A 17,677-nucleotide genomic window follows, 5' to 3' on the forward strand; every position below is an offset into this window, starting at 1 on the left:
ACATACACCTTGTTTCCTTAATTACTTATAAGTTAGATTTTATAATAATACCAATTAAATTTCAAAATAATTAAAGTGAAATTTAATTGGTATATTTTGTAACGTTTAACATTTGAGAAACGTTTTTGAGTATTTTAGGTAGCTAGTTATTTTCTAACTTCTCTAACAATTGCAAGTGCATTTTTTACATCTTGCTCTAATTTAGCATAATCTTTATTCTTGATTATATCTTTAGAAATCAGTTTAGATCCCATCCCTACGCAAGTAACCCCTGCATCAAACCAAGCGGATAGGTTTTCTTTAGTAGGAGCAACACCTCCAGTAGGCATAATGCTAGTCCATTTACAAGGACCTTTAATACCTTTCACAAAATTAGGGCCATAGATATCACCAGGAAATAGTTTTACGATTTCGCATCCTAATTCTTCTGCTCTTGATATTTCTGTTAATGTACCACATCCTGGAGACCATAATACTTTACGTCTGTTACAAACGATTGCTATATCTTCTCTTAATACAGGTGTTACAATAAAATTAGCTCCTAGTGCCATGTACAAAGATGCAGCACCAGCGTCCGTTACGGATCCAACACCCATTATCATACCAGGTAATTCTGCAATTGCATATTTAGTAAGCTCTCCAAAGATTTCGTGAGCGAAATCTCCACGAGCAGTAAATTCCATTAAGCGAGCACCTCCGTCGTAGCAGGCTTTTAATACTTTTTTACTTAATTCTATATCATTATGATAAAACAAAGGAATCATCCCTGTTTCTTTCATTGCTGTAGCAACTTCAATTCTTGAAAACTGTGCCATTATATTGATTTGTTTTAAATGAACTCATGAGAGTTCAAAAAATAGGATATCGAATTTTTATATGCTCGATATCCTATAATTATTTTTTATTATCTAGCAACTCGTCCAGAAGCATCTCCACCCATTAGTTTTTCAACTTCTGCAACTGTTACAAGGTTTGCATCTCCCTTAATCGTATGTTTTAGGCAAGAGGCAGCTACCGCAAAGTCCAGTGCATTTTGATCATCTTCAGGATATTTAAGTAATCCATAGATCAAACCTCCCATAAATGAATCTCCGCCACCTACTCGATCTACAATATCCGTAATTTGATACTGACGTGTCTCGTACATTTTCTTACCATCATATAAAACTCCAGCCCATGTGTTATGAGAAGCAGAAATAGAACCTCTTAATGTAGTAATTACTTTTTTAGCTCTTGGAAATTTTTCCATCATCTGCTTACATACAGATAAAAAAGCTTCTGCCTTAACGTCATGTCCCTGAGTTGTAATATCCAATCCTTCTGGTTTGATGTTAAAATGTTTCTCTGCATCTTCCTCATTTCCTAGGATAACATCACAATACGAAGTTAATTCTGTCATAATAGCTTCTCTGTCTCCACCGTAGTTCCAAAGTTTAGCTCTATAGTTAAGATCTGTTGAAATAGTAACACCTAGTTCGCTAGCTGCTTTTACCGCTTCTAAGCAAACATCAGCGGCTCCTTGTGATATTGCTGGAGTAATACCTGTCCAGTGAAACCATTCTACTCCATCAAAAACTTCTTTCCAATTAATCATTCCAGATTCAATTTCTGCAATTGCAGAATGTGCTCTATCATAAACAACTTTGGATCCTCTTGATACAGCACCAGTTTCTAGGAAATAAATTCCTAAACGATCACCACCATATACAATTTTATCTACACCAACACCTCTTTTGCGCATTTCCATCATAGCACACTCACCAATATCATTTTTTGGTAATCGCGTTACGAAATCCACGGGTACTCCATAATTTGCTAAAGAAACTGCTACGTTCGATTCTCCACCTCCATATATTGCGTCAAAATTGTTAGCTTGAGAAAATCTTAAAAATCCCTGAGGAGCTAATCGTAACATGATCTCTCCAAAAGTTACTACTTTTTTCATTTTGTACTATTTATTCTATAATTTTTTGATACTTCAATTAGATTTCTAAATAACAGATCTTACTTATAGCAATATGTTGTTTAGTAATCTTTTTGATATTATGATCATTAATTTATAATTTATGTTAATCGTTAATATCAATATTATATACTGCCGGAAACAAAGGTAGTTTCCAGCAGTATAAAAATCATTATTTAAATTCCTAACGCTTGTCCTCCACCAATTTGAAGAGTTTCAGCTGTAATAAAGGAAGCGTCATTACTTGCTAAGAAAGAAACTACAGAAGCTACATCTTCTGGCTGACCTAATCTACCTAATAAAATATTATTTTTCCAAGAAGCAAAAACTTCTGGTTTAGTTGATTTAATTTGTTTGTGGAATGGAGTATCGATTGTACCAGGAGATACTGCATTCACTCTGATTCCGTATTCTGCAAGGTCTTTTGCTAATGCTCTTGTTATTGCATGAACTCCAGCCTTAGATGTTCCATAGATACCAGCTCCAGGTCCTCCTGCAGTCCATCCTGCATTTGATGTATAGTTAATAATAGAAGCACCTTCCGCTTTTTTAAGAAATGGAATGGCAGCTCTGGACGCAAAAAACGTCGAGTCAAGGTTCAATGCCATTACACCTCTGTAAAATTCTGTGGTCATTTCTTCAAATCTAGATCTTCCACCTAATCCACCGGCATTATTTACCAATACATCGATTTTACCATATTTTTCACCAATTGATTTTATATTTGAGGTTACCGCTTCTTCATTAGTAACATCAAATCCATAATACTCGGCAGTTATTCCATCATCTGCAAGTTCAGCTACTCTTTTAGCACCTTCATCATCTTCTATACCATTTAGAATTACAGTATATCCATCTTTACCTAATCTTTTTGCAACTGCAAAACCTATACCGCCTGTTGCTCCAGTCACTATTGCAACTTTTCCTTTTGTACTCATTTTATTAATTTTTATTTATGTTGATTAATTTTTGATTATTATTTTGTTCGAACTGGTCCTATTTTTCTTATAAAAATAAATACCACTAATACACCCAGTACTACAGCAACATTGATAGCTATAAATGCAGGGGTATATGAGCTTGTTGTTATTTGACCTACAAACCAATTCATTATCATAGGAGATACTGCCGCAACAGTTCCCGCCAGACCTGCAAGTGTACCTACAGAAGGTCCTCTAAATAAATCACTGGATATCGTCTGTATGTTGCCAATAGCAAATTGGAAACCAAAAAGTATAAGACCAGCTAAATAAATGAAGAGCATAAAATTACTTTCTCCGGTTGGATTTATTGTTAAAGAGTCATTCTGTGGTGTTACATACACATCAAGGCTATTCTCTGTAATACTACCACTTGCATTTTTTGTTGTATATGTAATAGTCTCTTGACCTTTAAAACTTGCTTTAGGTGTATACTGAATGATTCCATTAGTAAGTTTTGCGGTCCCATTTTTTAACTTAATATCATTGCCAGGAAGCTGCTTACCTTTAAGACCTGTAATTTGTAAATTATCGGTGCTATTTTTAAGGGGGTCAAGGTTAATAGACATCAGCTTTATATCAGTCATTTTAGCATCTTTGTCTACTACAGGTGTCACTAGAATTTCAATTGAAGATGTAGTTTTAGTCCCTAGTTCTTGATTCGAAATAGTAATAGGGATTATTTTCTTTCCCGAAAATAATGAATCGGGTTTGAATTTAAGTGCACCGTTTTCATTTAAAATAATTGTATCTTTTGCAACAATTATTTTTTTCTCTACTGTAGCTGCTATGCCATTTATTTCTGATACTTTTATATTAGCTGATGAATTACCTACAAATTGTATGATAGAAAGGAATCCTAAGAAAATTAAAATTCCTCCAAGTGTTATTGTAGTTTTTCTGGCAAAATCAACTGTTCTTGATTTCATTAACAAACCTGAAAACCATCCTCCTACAATACTTCCCGCAGCAGCAAATAAATAAGAAATCCACATGGTACCAGCAATTTCTGAAATACTTAATCCAAATTGACTATTCAAATAAATAGGCATCCATGCTGCGAAAAACCACCAAACTGGCTCAATAAAGAAACGACAAAGTAATACTCCCCATGACTCTTTATGGCCTAATATAGTTCCTATGCTTAAGCTTTTCTCTTTTTTAGTATCATCCTCATTTTTATCATCCTCAATTCTACTAGAAAGTATTAATTCTTTTTCTTCTTGTGTAATCCATGGGTGTTTTTCTGGTATTGCTTTATTAATAAACAACCAAGGTATTACCCAAATAAGTCCTATTCCACCTAAAATAATATAGGTCGTTTTCCAACCAAAAAGTGCATAGAGGAACACAATGATAAATGGTGCAATAACATTACCAATAGATGCTCCAGCATTAAAAATACCCTGTGCAATGGCACGTTGCTTCACTGGAAACCATTCTGCATTGCTCTTTACAGCTCCTGGCCAATTACCGGCTTCTCCTAATCCTAGCATTACTCTAAATATGGATAGAGATATTATCCCTCTAGCAAAAGCGTGAAAAACAGAGGCCACAGACCATACGATAATGGATACTGTAAAACCTAGTCTGGTACCTATTTTATCATATAATTTACCAGAAGCAAATTTACCTACTGCATATGCTCCTAAAAACCAATTGAACATTGTAGCGTAATCTGAATTTTTCATTCCCAGATCCTTACCCATTTCTGGCCATAAGAGCGCAAACGCAGTTCTATCTATATAATTTATAACAGTGGCTAAAAAAATTAGTACAATAATATACCACCGTAAACCTTTTATTTTTTTCATCACTTAATTCTTTGTGTGTGAAATGTCCAAGAAATCTTTTCCTATTGGACTAAATACATCAATTAATACTCCAGACTCTAAACATACTGCTTTGTTCGAAACGTTTAATGGGGTAAAGAAATCGTCTCCACCATTTAAGTTTTTCTTCTGATTACCGACTATTGCTTCAAAACTTTTTGATTCAACTTTGGCAGTTTGAGAATGAAAATGATTGTAGAAATAACCAAAAGATTCTTTTTCACTCACTATATTTATATCATATCCGATCATTCGTTTTTTGATACCTGGTGCAGTATCTTCCCATGACTTCTCTTTAGTTTCAAAGAAAACCTCACTCTTTGTTTTTGAGTAATTCATTATTCTAGTTTAGTTGATTTTTAAATTATAATTACCTGTCCATTCATATTCTTGTTCATCAATGGTAACGCTATGTTGTTTATTAGATTCGCTACTATTGTTAGCTATGACAAGGGTATATGTCTTTTTAGCATCTAATATGATTGATATAGCAGTATATTCTTTATTTGATAATAAAACCTTTATTTCACTAACACTAGAATGCGGATTTTGAACAGATTCTAATTTAGGATCAAAATTTCCGTGGGGCTCAATTACATTCACAAAAATATGATTCTTTTTTCCTTTCTCTCTTATCATATAAGAGGGTTCGTTCCTAAGATTGAAATCAGGATCATTAGCACCTAATCTAGAAAAGATCATTCTGCTATCAGCATCGATTAAACTAGAGATAGAGTAGAAGCTGTTCTTATTTAACCAGGTTAATGTAGCTAGATTTTTTTCACTTCTTCCTTCTGCTTGTTTCCATAAATGTTGATATCCGTTTTCTTTTCCAAGTGGGGATAGCGTGGTTTCTTTTTTGTAATCAAAATTAGTTTCCATTACCTGACCTTGATACATGAAATTAAGGTCATACTGATGTACGTTCTCAGAATTAATGGTATAGACATCTATTAAAAAAGGAGGTCTTTCTAATTTTTCATCTTTTATCATTGTAATGGTACGTTGCATTTTTACTCCTTCATATCCATTTTCTTCAACTGCACTGACAATTTGAAGATTCGGGTCTTCTAGGTTTGAGAATATTAGTTTAGGGTTAACAGCACTAGACTTTTTGACATTCCCACCAAACTGAGATTTTTGATCTACAGTAACAGTATTGTGTGCTATAGTTTGCTTTGCCCAAGTTTTGTTTTCTGGTAAATAACGACCTCCTTGTTTAGATTCTACATTAAGAAAGCGTGCTGCACCGTAATCTTGTAAGATTTCTTGTTTACCATCATACATAAAAATAGATAGCCTATCAAAATGTCCATGTCCCATTCCTTGAGATGCAAATTTGAAGATAGATGTCAATTGTTCATCCTGTTTGCCATTAGACATTCTCATTAAAGCGAGTCCGCCAGCCTTGCCATCTTTGCCATCGAGAATTAACATAGGCTTTTTAACATATGCTGTTAGCTCAAAATTATCTAAAGCTTGCGCTACTTTTAATCCTGCACTGGAAATACTAACTTTACCGTGCTTTAGGATTACCGGAAGTAATGCTTCATCTTTATAATAAGCGTATGCTATATTACTTGCAAATATTAGCTCACCGGTTAGATAGTTTTTCTCTTTTAAAGCATCATTAAAGGGTAAGAAAGCTCCATTCTCATCAGTAAGCTGTAAAACAGTAGTGACTGCTTTTCCTAAGAGTTGATTGCGATATTCAAATATTTTTAGGTCTGGTTGATTATTTTCTATTGCTTGTGCAAACAGCATAAAAGGCATCATCGCATATCTTTGATAGTAAGGCCCTTCAGAATAATACCCATCAGGAGAGAATAATTCATTGATTTGTTTTAGAAATCCAGTTTTTTTATCCTTATTACTTCCATATAATGCACGATCAACCATATCTTGATCTTCCAATACATAGCCAGTCATACCTACTCCAGCAACTGCCCAAGTACCATGATTGTGAATTCTGTTGAAAGTTTCTTTAGAATCAACGCTTACAAATTCAACTACCTTCCTGAATACATCAGTTTCGATTATTTTTTTATTTTCTTCTGATATAGCAGAACTTACTAGATTATAGGCTTGTATGGAGTTTACTAACCATACACTTTCATTAAGTCCTTGCCAGAAAAGTTTTCCAGCAGGATGATTTTCTTTACTGAAAGGGTGTAGTGGTAGGGTAGGGTACATTTTGGCATATTCTAGTAGCATATCGGTTACAAACGTGGCATATTTTTTATCATTTGTAATTTGATATGCAATACCTGCGGCGTACATTTCACCATAATTTTGCTTATGTTTTTCGTGTGTATATCCGCCTCCTGGATCTTTAGGTACAGGTACTTCTATCCCATTAGTGATTGCTTTGTCAGCTTTCTTTTGATGTTCATCAAAAGAAATTTTCAAAACATCATTTGAGTCTTTTAATTTTTTTATTTCCGTTGCATCCTTAGGGTATAATGATAATACAGGACCCTCTTGTACATCGGTGGTTACCGTTTCACCGGTTTCTTTAATTTCTTTTTTATTACAGCTGATAAAAGTCATACTAAGTAATAAGACTAGGCAAAAAGTGCCTAGTCTTACATTCTTAGCATTTAAGAATATGTGGGTCATTAAGATGTTTTTATAATTCTATATTATCTATTGTGCTTTCCAAAAAACGTCTGTTGAAATCGTATCAGAAGTATCAATAGCGCCAAATTCAGTAAGCACTTGATCAGATACAATAAACCAATTTACATCATGTCGTTTTGGTAATTCTCCACCACTTCCCGGTGCAAATCTTACATGAAAGTCTTCAATACTACCTCCGGTTACAAAATTTGTTAAATTAACAGCAATTAACTGCCATTCACCTGGAGGCGTAGAATCTGTAATTCTTAGTTCTCTTCTAGGACTATCTCCAAAGTATAACTTAATATTTGGGTTTCCGACAGTTCTTACCCAGAAATGTAAATAAGCATTATCAAACGTTGCTTCAGCTCCAATTAATTCAGATAATTGACTTTTATTTAAACTTCCTGAAAATCCACCTCCTGCAGTTGTTTCGCCAAAATACAAACGAGCTCTCGTACTACCAGTTAAGCTTGCATATTCCATTTGTAAATATTCGGTACCAAAAGGAACTCCGTCAATTTTAGGTTGACTATCTACATCATTAATTTTAGAAATACTTAGTAATCCATCATCTCTTACATCTGTAGTGCTATAGTTAGCAAAATCAAAGAATTCTATATATTTAGCATGTACATATGCTACATTTTCTTGAGTGGTAACATTACCTTCTTGATCCGTTAATTGTACATCATATAACCCTGTTACTAATGTTGTAGGTGGAGAGAAAACAATTTCATTAGACTCTTTTTCAATAATCGTTACGGTTTCACCTCCTACGGTTATAGTTTCAGTGATTTGAAGATCTTCACCTGTAATTGTTACATTATTATCTCGAGAAATTACTGTTGGGAAACCATTTAAGGTTAATAAAGGTATATTAACTATAAAATTAGATACGATTGTTTCTGATGCAGATCCTGAAGCCGTAGAGTAATTGATTACTATATCAACACCAGCTTCTCCTATTGCTTTACTCATATCAGGAGTATTAACAACAATTACTGATTCATTTTGAAATTCTACAGGAGCTTCTATACCTGCAAAAGTAACACTTGTGATTCCTAAAAGATTAGCACCTTCAAAAGTTACGGGTTGATTCACAAATGATTCATTAACAAAAGTATCAGGAATTGTGATTACAGGATCAGGATAATTTACGGTTAGGTTTTCAGATGAAACTCCGGATACCAAAAGGTTATCTTGACCTTGTCTGGAAACCTGATTTACTACCGTGATTTTTTCTCCAGTTGGTGCGTCGTTTGGTACAATAAATGTTAATGTTGAACTACTGGCAAGTGATGAGATAGTTGCTAGTTTATCACCAACATACACACTATCTACAAACTGAAGCCCTGTTCCTTCAATCGTTACCGTTTCAAGAATGTTAACAGAAGATGGAGAAAAACCAGTGATTGTAGGCTCTACTGAGTTAATATCTTCTAGGGTTTGTTCTACCTCTACCTCTGCATCACAAGCAGATATCGCAAGGAATATTAGCATGAGTCCAAACATACTTGAACCTACTAATATATTACCGAAAAATTTTATTGTTTTTTTCATAGTATATAGTATTTATTTTTTGTTTTTAAAGGATAGTCCTATTTGTTTATTTTGATCATTTTTAACTAATGGAGATTTTGAACTTGGAATAAAGTTTTTAAAATCTTCCCATTTAGGATTTTTATAAATTATGTTATCAGATTTAGCGTTATTACTTAACTTTATTTGACCAGCATTAAATAATAAGCAATTATTAATAAAGTTTTTTTGACCTGATAAACTTAAAGGGTTTTGAATTTTATAACTTTTTTCAAAAACTGAATTTTCAATTTTAACAAAAGATATACCAGTTGTTTTTAGTATTCTTCCCTTTTCGTAATCAGCAACTCGGCTAAATATACAATTGTTTATGTATAACTGAGCATCTTGATCTTCATTAGATAATGTTTCATCTCTAAAATAGTTTAATGCCCATTGTTCAATTTCTGAAAATATAGAATTTTCAAGAATAACTACTTTAGCACTAGATTGTCCAGAACCTTTTTTGTTTTCGGATAAATTTAATCCTCTATACGAATTTTCTATTCTGGAGTTTTTGATACTTATCGTATCAGCAAATGTACCTTTATATGATTTGTAGACCGATCCTCCTCCTGTTCTATTGTTAAAATTATGAATTAGGCAATTGTCTATAAAAACTGAAAAAGGTGAATTTTCACTTGTATTCGATGAAGCTACTGCGTATTTAATCGGTGTTTTATTTTCCCCGGTTAATTCAAGATTTTTTAATTTTAATATAGCTTTTGAGTCAAGTCTAAAAATATAATTAGATGTTTTTTCTAAGTTGTCTTGTATTTTTATAACAGATTTTTTATCAGCATCATTTCCAATTATACTAACATCAGTTTTGATTTTTATCCCCTTTTCAAGAATAAACATTCCCGATTTAAGCTTTAGAGTAGAGCCTTTAACCGCTTTACTCATTGCCTTGTTTAGTGTTCCAATTCCCGGTTCAACTTCAATAATAGTATTTGTAATTTCAATAAGAGGTTCCACTTTGGGTTTCCAGGTTGTCGGACCAGTCTTTATTACTAAAGCTTTAGGTAATGCTTTGTTTTCTATGTTATAAGCTCCAATCGTATAAGAATTTCTTTTTGCTCCAGTGATATCAACCGTTGGATTGTAATCATTGATTTTGGTAGCTTTTAATTTAGTTCCATTATCTAATGTTGGTATCAGTACAGCATTGTTAAATAAATTCCATTCAACCTTATATTGAGTGAAGCCTTTAGCTGCGAATGTTGCATTTGCATCAATTATATTAGAAGAAAAATTAAATCCTTTGATGTCATCAGAAACTTCAATTACTTTATCACTATCACCACTATTCGAAATAATATTGTTGGCAAAAGTAGTATTGATAGGAGGTAATGTACGTTCATCATCTTTTCCCGCTGCAAATTGAACAGGCGAACAATCAATAACTGTATTGTATTGTATATCTACATTTTGTACCTGATTATACCTGTTTAATGGGCTGTTTGGAACACCATTCATGACTACAATAGGTCCTCTGAATCCAGATCCTGTAAGTCCTATCATCATATTGTTTCTAATAATATGATTAGCGTTAATCACACGAACTCCTCCTGTTTTGGATTTTTGGTTACCAATAAAAACGTTTCCTTCTACTAATGCATTATCACCATGTCTAAGTGTCAATGTTCCTTCATTTTCTAAGAATAAGTTATCTCTAAAAATGTTATCACCACTTTTATTAGAAATAATTTCAATTTCACCATTACATTTCTCGAACAAGTTGTTTTCTACCAATGTCTTAGAAGAAGACATAGAAGTTTTACTGGTTCCAATTCTGATAGTTTCTCCGCCGTTTTTTCCTAAAGGAGGTCTTCCTGCAAAATGATTGTGATCAATGGAATGATTGTTCTCAATATGTTGATCACCTTTTAACCATACTACTAAAAGACTACCGCTGTTGTTTTTACCAATAAAATAATTATGATCAATGCGATTATTTTTACCCCAAACATCTATCCATTTGTATTCTTGATCTTTTGATGTAGGGTTATAATTGGTAATCGCACACTCTGTAACTCGGGAATTAGTAGCAAATTCACTAGAATTATTTCTAAAAGAAATAACAGCATTACCAGAAGTATACCCATCCTTGAACCATAATCCTTTTACAATAAGATAAGTTCCAGTCATTTTTAGACTAGAATCTCCACTAATGATTACATTACCCGAAGCTTCTGCTTCAATAGTTATTGGTAACTCCAACGTTCCCTGACCATGAACTATAAGATTCACATTTTTCCATTCTCCATTTTTAAGAATGATATGATCACCAGGAGATACTCCTTTTATGGCAACGTTAAATTCATCAATATTGGCTACCAAAATTTCTTTGGCAGCACAATATTGTGAATTTATTGTTAGTGTTAACAATAACAAAAGAGTTATATGTAATCTAGTGTTACTCATTTAGTATCCTATATTTTGAGCTAGATTAGGATTGATATCAATCTCACGTTGAGGAATAGGTAATTTTAGTTGATAATCCGAAATAGGAGCAGCAGCTTTTTGAGGATTATTAGGATCGTTATAAATAAATTCTGATATAAAATTTTGATTAATAACGGTAAGTGCTCTTCCTGTTCTCACTAAATCAAAAAAGCGATGATTTTCAAAAGCAAATTCAACTCTTCTTTCTCTTTCTAAGGCAAGCTTCGTTGAAAAAGTACTTGCAATATCTGTAGCAGTTAAATTAGCAAGCCCTGCTCTTGTTCTGATTTCATTAATCAGTGTTACTGCTTCATCTTTTCTACCTTGTTCTAAGTATGCTTCAGCAAGTAGTAATTTAATATCAGCATATCTTAGAATAATCCAATCTTTATCAGAATCAAATTCGTTATCTACAGGAGTAAAATATTTTGTAATATAATTGAAAAAGATTTCGTTTCCTTGTGAATCAGTATAGGACTCAGCCAATGATGCCTCTTTTCTTGGATCACCATCTTCATAAGCGTCTACTATTCCCGATGTAGGAATATTTAATTCATCACCATCTCCTATAATACCTAGAAGCTCTGCTGTGGCTCCTGGAGCAAAATAGTTAGCGAAAGGTGATCCTAGACCAAGGTTTCCACTAATATATTGTACCGCAAAAATTACTTCTTCGTTATTTTCATTATTAGTAGAAAAGATATCGGCATAATTAGGAACTAAACCAAATCTTCCAGAATCAATTATGTCCTGAAATTCTGTAATTGCTAATGGATATTCTCCAAGCGTTAAGTATACTTTTCCAAGAATTCCTTTAGCCGCATATTGGGTAATTCTACCAACTTCATCTTCACCGTATTCTGAAGGTAAGTTTTCTCTTGCATAAATAAGGTCTTCTTTAATTTTTTGATATACAAAAGCTTCAGGAGATCTTTCTAATAAAAGGGCATCATCACCTAATAAACTTCCATCAACATAAATAACAGCACCATATAATCGTACTAAGTTAAAGTAGCAATGTGCTCTTAAAAATCGAGCTTCTGCTTCATATTGATTGCGTAAATCTAAATCTTCAACATTACCAACGTTTTCGATTACATCGTTAGCTAATCCAATTGTTGAATAACATACTCTATAATATTGTTCGTTTGTTAAATTTGAAGATACCATAGTACCTCTGTCTAAGGTGAAATTATCAACATCATTTTCCACTGAAGAATCAGGAGAAAGAAAAGTATTGTCAGATCTAATTTCAGTTACACTAAATTCTACATCCATAACATCACGAAGGCTGTTATAAGCAGAGATTAAAGCTAGATTTACTTCTTCAGCATCTCTGTAAAACACTTCAGAGTCAACTTCTGATTCTGATTCTACATCAAGATCACAAGAAGTAAAGCCTATTACTAGCAAGCTAAGCATAAAAATGATATAGGGCTTTCTATTATATTTTATATAGGTTTCCATTTTTGTTTTTTTTAAAAGTTGATATCTAATCCTATTAAAAGTTGTTGTTCTATCGGAGCTACACCTCTTTGATAACCTGTAATAAAAGGATTACCAGAAATAGCAGTAGGTGTTGAAATACCTTCAGGATTTAATCCGTAGTAGTCATCAGATACTATATAAATAGGGTTCTGAGCAGAAATATATATTCTGGCTTTATCTAATCCTGTTGATTTCATAGCATCTGCAGGAATAGTATATCCTAAGATAACTTCTCTTAAAGAAATATAAGAAGCATCTTGTATACCGCGGTCAGTTTCTAACCAAGGAGTTCCGGTTCTTTCTTGAGGTTCTGTTGCAATAACAGACTCGTCATACCAAGCTCCTACAGCATAATTTTTGTGATAACGTTGTACTTCAATATAGAATGCATCTCCATATCGTACCTCAGCACCTTGTGATCCTTGTAACGCAATATTTAAATCAAAATTACCATATGTAAAATTGTTTGTGAATCCCCAGTTAAAATCTGGAAAAGGATTACCAATTACTGTTCTATCATCAGCATCTAACACACCATCTCCATTAACGTCAACAATACGCAACGCACCAGGTACATCATTAGCAAAAGATACGTTACTATCAATTTCTGCTTGTGTCTGCCATATTCCGTCTGTCTGGTATCCAAAAAATTGAATATATGGATCTCCTACTCTGGATAAGTATTGATCAGTACGTTCTCCTGTACTAATTGTTTGTTCCTGACCTCCTAAAGAAATTAATTTATTCTCGTTAAAAGATATATTAGCACTTGCCTGCCAATTAAACTTACCATTACCTACATTAGTAGATAATTCAAATTCGAAACCAGAGTTTTGAACCTTACCTGTGTTGTTAAAATAAGTATCATATCCTGTTACTAAAGGAATTTGTTCTTCTAAAATTAAATCTTGTGATATTTTATAATAATAATCACCTGTCAAACTGATTGAATTATTAAGAAAGCCTAGCTCTATACCAGTATCATATTCCTCAACGGTTTCCCAGCTAATATTAGGATTTCCTATAAAGCTGTTGATTTGTCCATACCCTGTATTTGAAGATTGACCAACTGTTGAATTTCCAAGCGGGTAATTGGATTGGAAAAGAAGGTTTCGTGCTGGAAAATCTTCAACATTTATAGAGTTACTACCAGAGATACCATAACTAGTTCTTAATTTGAACCTGTTAATAAAACTAATATTGTCTTGCCAGAATTTTTCATTTCCAATATTCCATCCAATAGAAACTGAAGGGAATAATCCGTATTGATTATTTTCTCCAAATTTTGAGTAACCATCCGCTCTGGCAGCTACTGAAAATAAATATCTATCATCATATGCATAATTAATACGACCTAAATAAGAAGATAAAATATTTTCGTATTTCAAGGTATTTGTATCTTCAAGAACTAAACTACCTGCGTTATTTAATGTAGTAACATTTTCTACTGCAAATCCAGTTGCTTCTATATTGGTAAATTTGAATAAATCCCTTTCATAAGTTGTTCCTAATAATACAGCAAGTTCACTTTTATTGAAACTTTTATTATATGTTAAAGTGTTTTCAAAAACATATTTAGTTCTTAAACGATCATTAGCTGCACCAAGATTTGTATTAGATCTATTACCTAATCTACCTTCAAACGTTTCTCTTGTTCTTTGGTGTAATAATGCATTGGCAGAAGATCTTAGTTTTAAATTATTTAATATTTCCCAAGTAATACTTCCATTGGTAACTAATCTATAGTCGTGCTGAATATCTTCAGTTTCTATTTGTGCAGCGATAGGGTTAAAATTGTTAGATCCCCATAATGTACCAGTAACAGTTGCTAAATCAGGTTCACCTGATGCATTAATATATTCAAAATTTTGACCGGTAGGAAAGTCAAAATGTGGGTTATGTGCATAACTTCCAATTTCTCTTCCGGTTAATGCAGAAGTATAAGCGTTATGTCTCACAGGAATCCAAGTTTCATAACGTAGTACATCCGTAAAATTAATACCTGATCTTCTATTTTCTGTATATGATGGTATTACTGATAAGTTTAAAGAAACTCTATCAGAAAGTTTAGATTTAAATTTTACAGATAAACTTAAACGATCTAAGAAGTTATCTTTTAAAAGACCTTCATTAGTAACATACTGACCAGATATAAAGTATTTATTATCTTTTCCACCTCCAGATACATTTAATAAGTAACTTTGTATTACAGCAGGATCTCTTAAAGCTTCAGCTTGCCAGTTAGTAGGACCTCCACTGTTTATAGCAATTTCTCTTTTTGCTACCTGAATAGCACTATAATCATCAATACCAACTACTCGGTTACGCTCAAGATCTAAATCTGAATATTCTACAGCATCTAAGATATCAACTTCTCTAAAAGCTCTTTTAAAACCGGTATACGTTTTAAACTCGAATTTAGCCTTTCCTTCTTTTCCATCTTTTGTTGTAACAAGGATTACACCGTTTGCTCCACGCGAACCATAAATCGCAGTAGAACTCGCATCTTTTAAAACTTCGATTGATTTAATTGTACTTGGATTAATAAATTGTAATCCATCATCAAATGGAAAACCATCAACTACAACTAAAGGTGCAGAACTCAAACTAATAGAACCTGTTCCTCTAATGACAATCTCTGGATCCGCTCCTAGTTCTGTAGATGTATTTCGAATTTGAACCCCCGCGATCTTACCTTTAATTCCGCTAGAAACATCAGTGTAGGGAAGTTCGTCTAAATTTTTATTTTCTAATTTGGCAACTGAACCGGTAAGAGAAGATCTTCTTGTAGTACCGTATCCAATAACAACCACTTGTTCTAACTCAGAAGCTTCTTCCTCTAATTGAACATTAATAGTAGTTCTTCCTGCTACATCGGTGGTTACTGTTTTTTTTCCTGTAAAAGAAAAAGAAAGAACAGCATCTTTTTCAACTTTTAATTGGTAATAACCATCAAAGTCTGTAGTAGTACCTGATTTTGTGCCAAGGATAAATACATTAACACCTGGTATCGGAATACCATCTTCTTGTCCAGTAATTGTCCCTTCTACAGTAACAGTATCCTGAGCGAGTACTGTATAATGACATAGAACAATCATTGCGATCGCGAACATCTTTTTTAAATACATAAGTAGTTTTTTTGTTTAATAATGCTTTAGTTTAGAATACTAATGTTGACATTTTCGAATTAAAAATAAAGCAAGAATAACTACTATTTAAAAAATAAATACATACCTTAAAGTTGGTGTATGGTTCTATTTGTAATGTAAGTAATTATTAGCTATAAATTTATTTTAATACCATATTAAGTTTCGAAAATTAAGAGGTGAACATTGTGAACAGACCTCTATTTTTTTATTGATTATTTTATGTTACATTTCATTATGGTTTAATGTTTATTTATTTTTATGTTATTAGTTGTTTGATAGCAAAAATTATATAAATCCACAAAGTGTTCTTCAAGTTTAGCTACTGCCTTATCGGGGTCTTTTTCAATGATAGCGTTAATAATTCCCTGATGCTCTTTGATTAAAAGATGATTTTCATCTTTATCACACACTTTATTAGCAACAAAGTGTGTGATAATTTCTGGTGTTATAACTAACATTAATGAGTTAATTACACTATTACCACTAGCTTCAGATAATTTTAAATGAAACATTAAATCTTCTTCTACCGCATTCAATCCTTTAATCGCTTTTTCGCTATATGCTTCGTGCGCTTTTTTAATTTGATCCAAATGTGTTTCAGTTCTTCTTAACGCGGCTAAGCGCACAGCATTTGTTTCTATTATCAATCTTGTTTCTACCAAAGATTTAAAATCAGGCTCTTGTAATTGAAGGATATCTGACATCATTCCATTAAGAGCAGTAACTCCAATATTTGATACCCTTGTACCACTTTGGGGAAACTTTTTTACTAAGCCATAAAATTCTAACCGTTGTATAGCTTGCCGTAATTGATTACGACTTACTCCTAAGTTTTCAGCTAAAATCCGCTCAGCAGGTAACTTATCTCCAGGACCCAATTGCCTGGAATTAATTAGTTCCCTGATTTTAGAAATTATTAATTCTTCTGTTCCCTTTTTTGGATCATATATAAGGTCTGTTCCCTTTTCCACTTTAACGCTCATAAATCAATTTTGACATTGTCTGGTTGACCAATCTGGGCAACCAAAAGTATTGTTTTTTTTTACTTTCACAAAATTTATATGTTAAAATTTTTAAGAAAGTTTAAGAAAGCATCTTTTTTTTAGTTAAAATCGTATCTGGTCTTATTTTGAAACGTAATAATAATGTTTTTAACTACTTAAATTATTCAAAAGGATGTTTATTTGATAATACATATAAATTATATATGAATATTTATGAATTATTCATCATTTATTGGTTAATCAAAAAATACACCATAATTTGTTAAATTCTAATTTAGCTTCTTAATAATTTGTTTTCTTAAAATACTGTAATCATATTTTGTCTTTTTAGTCATTATACTATTTTATTGACTTTCTAATTATGATTAGTTAGATTTACTATGTGTAAATTTATGAAAATCATAATTTTATTCTAATTTATGATTTTTTCTTTGTTTTCAAAGATTTATTTTATGTAATATTGCATTAGTTAGTTAACGAAAGGGGCTAAGGCCGACGATTTAGAGTTACTATTATGAAAAATGCAATTTATTTTATTACAAAAATTATCGCTCATTTCTTGAGCCTATTGTTTGATTTCTTCAAACCCATCTTTTCCGTGCGCCGCCCCTTG

General features: G+C 32.6%; 11 protein-coding genes. All 11 read right to left on the reverse strand.

Features of this window, described 5'->3' with window-relative positions; translation table 11 throughout:
* Positions 1-146: 146 nt before the first annotated feature.
* Positions 147-815: a bifunctional 4-hydroxy-2-oxoglutarate aldolase/2-dehydro-3-deoxy-phosphogluconate aldolase gene (locus tag ABD816_RS13790; RefSeq protein ID WP_344928316.1), complete on the reverse strand. Its 669-nt coding sequence runs from the start codon at positions 813-815 to the stop codon at positions 147-149.
* 89 nt (positions 816-904) lie between these two features.
* The gene (locus tag ABD816_RS13795) at positions 905-1,945 is read right to left on the reverse strand and encodes a PfkB family carbohydrate kinase (RefSeq protein ID WP_344928317.1); all 1,041 of its coding nucleotides are present in this window, start codon (positions 1,943-1,945) and stop codon (positions 905-907) included.
* A 194-nt stretch (positions 1,946-2,139) separates the two neighbouring features.
* Positions 2,140-2,901: an SDR family NAD(P)-dependent oxidoreductase gene (locus tag ABD816_RS13800; protein ID WP_344928319.1), complete on the reverse strand. Its 762-nt coding sequence runs from the start codon at positions 2,899-2,901 to the stop codon at positions 2,140-2,142.
* Between the two features lie 38 nt (positions 2,902-2,939).
* Complete coding sequence (locus ABD816_RS13805) at positions 2,940-4,757, reverse strand: MFS transporter (RefSeq protein WP_344928320.1); 1,818 nt, start codon at positions 4,755-4,757, stop codon at positions 2,940-2,942.
* 3 nt (positions 4,758-4,760) lie between these two features.
* The gene (locus ABD816_RS13810) at positions 4,761-5,114 is read right to left on the reverse strand and encodes a cupin domain-containing protein (protein ID WP_344928322.1); all 354 of its coding nucleotides are present in this window, start codon (positions 5,112-5,114) and stop codon (positions 4,761-4,763) included.
* A 9-nt stretch (positions 5,115-5,123) separates the two neighbouring features.
* A complete protein-coding gene (locus ABD816_RS13815; protein WP_344928325.1) occupies positions 5,124-7,394 on the reverse strand; it encodes a heparinase II/III domain-containing protein in 2,271 nt (756 codons plus the stop codon).
* A gap of 27 nt (positions 7,395-7,421) precedes the next feature.
* Positions 7,422-8,957, reverse strand: a complete 1,536-nt coding sequence (locus ABD816_RS13820; protein WP_344928326.1) for an IPT/TIG domain-containing protein — start codon at positions 8,955-8,957, stop codon at positions 7,422-7,424.
* Between the two features lie 12 nt (positions 8,958-8,969).
* Complete coding sequence (locus ABD816_RS13825; RefSeq protein ID WP_344928327.1) at positions 8,970-11,402, reverse strand: polysaccharide lyase 6 family protein; 2,433 nt, start codon at positions 11,400-11,402, stop codon at positions 8,970-8,972.
* A complete protein-coding gene (locus ABD816_RS13830; RefSeq protein ID WP_344928329.1) occupies positions 11,403-12,890 on the reverse strand; it encodes a RagB/SusD family nutrient uptake outer membrane protein in 1,488 nt (495 codons plus the stop codon).
* 11 nt (positions 12,891-12,901) lie between these two features.
* Complete coding sequence (locus ABD816_RS13835; protein WP_344928331.1) at positions 12,902-16,039, reverse strand: SusC/RagA family TonB-linked outer membrane protein; 3,138 nt, start codon at positions 16,037-16,039, stop codon at positions 12,902-12,904.
* Positions 16,040-16,299: 260 nt separating this feature from the next.
* Complete coding sequence (locus ABD816_RS13840) at positions 16,300-17,043, reverse strand: FadR/GntR family transcriptional regulator (RefSeq protein WP_344928333.1); 744 nt, start codon at positions 17,041-17,043, stop codon at positions 16,300-16,302.
* Positions 17,044-17,677: the final 634 nt, after the last annotated feature.

It is taken from the genome of Aquimarina addita, assembly GCF_039539305.1.
In the GTDB taxonomy this organism is placed as follows: Bacteria; Bacteroidota; Bacteroidia; order Flavobacteriales; family Flavobacteriaceae; genus Aquimarina; species Aquimarina addita.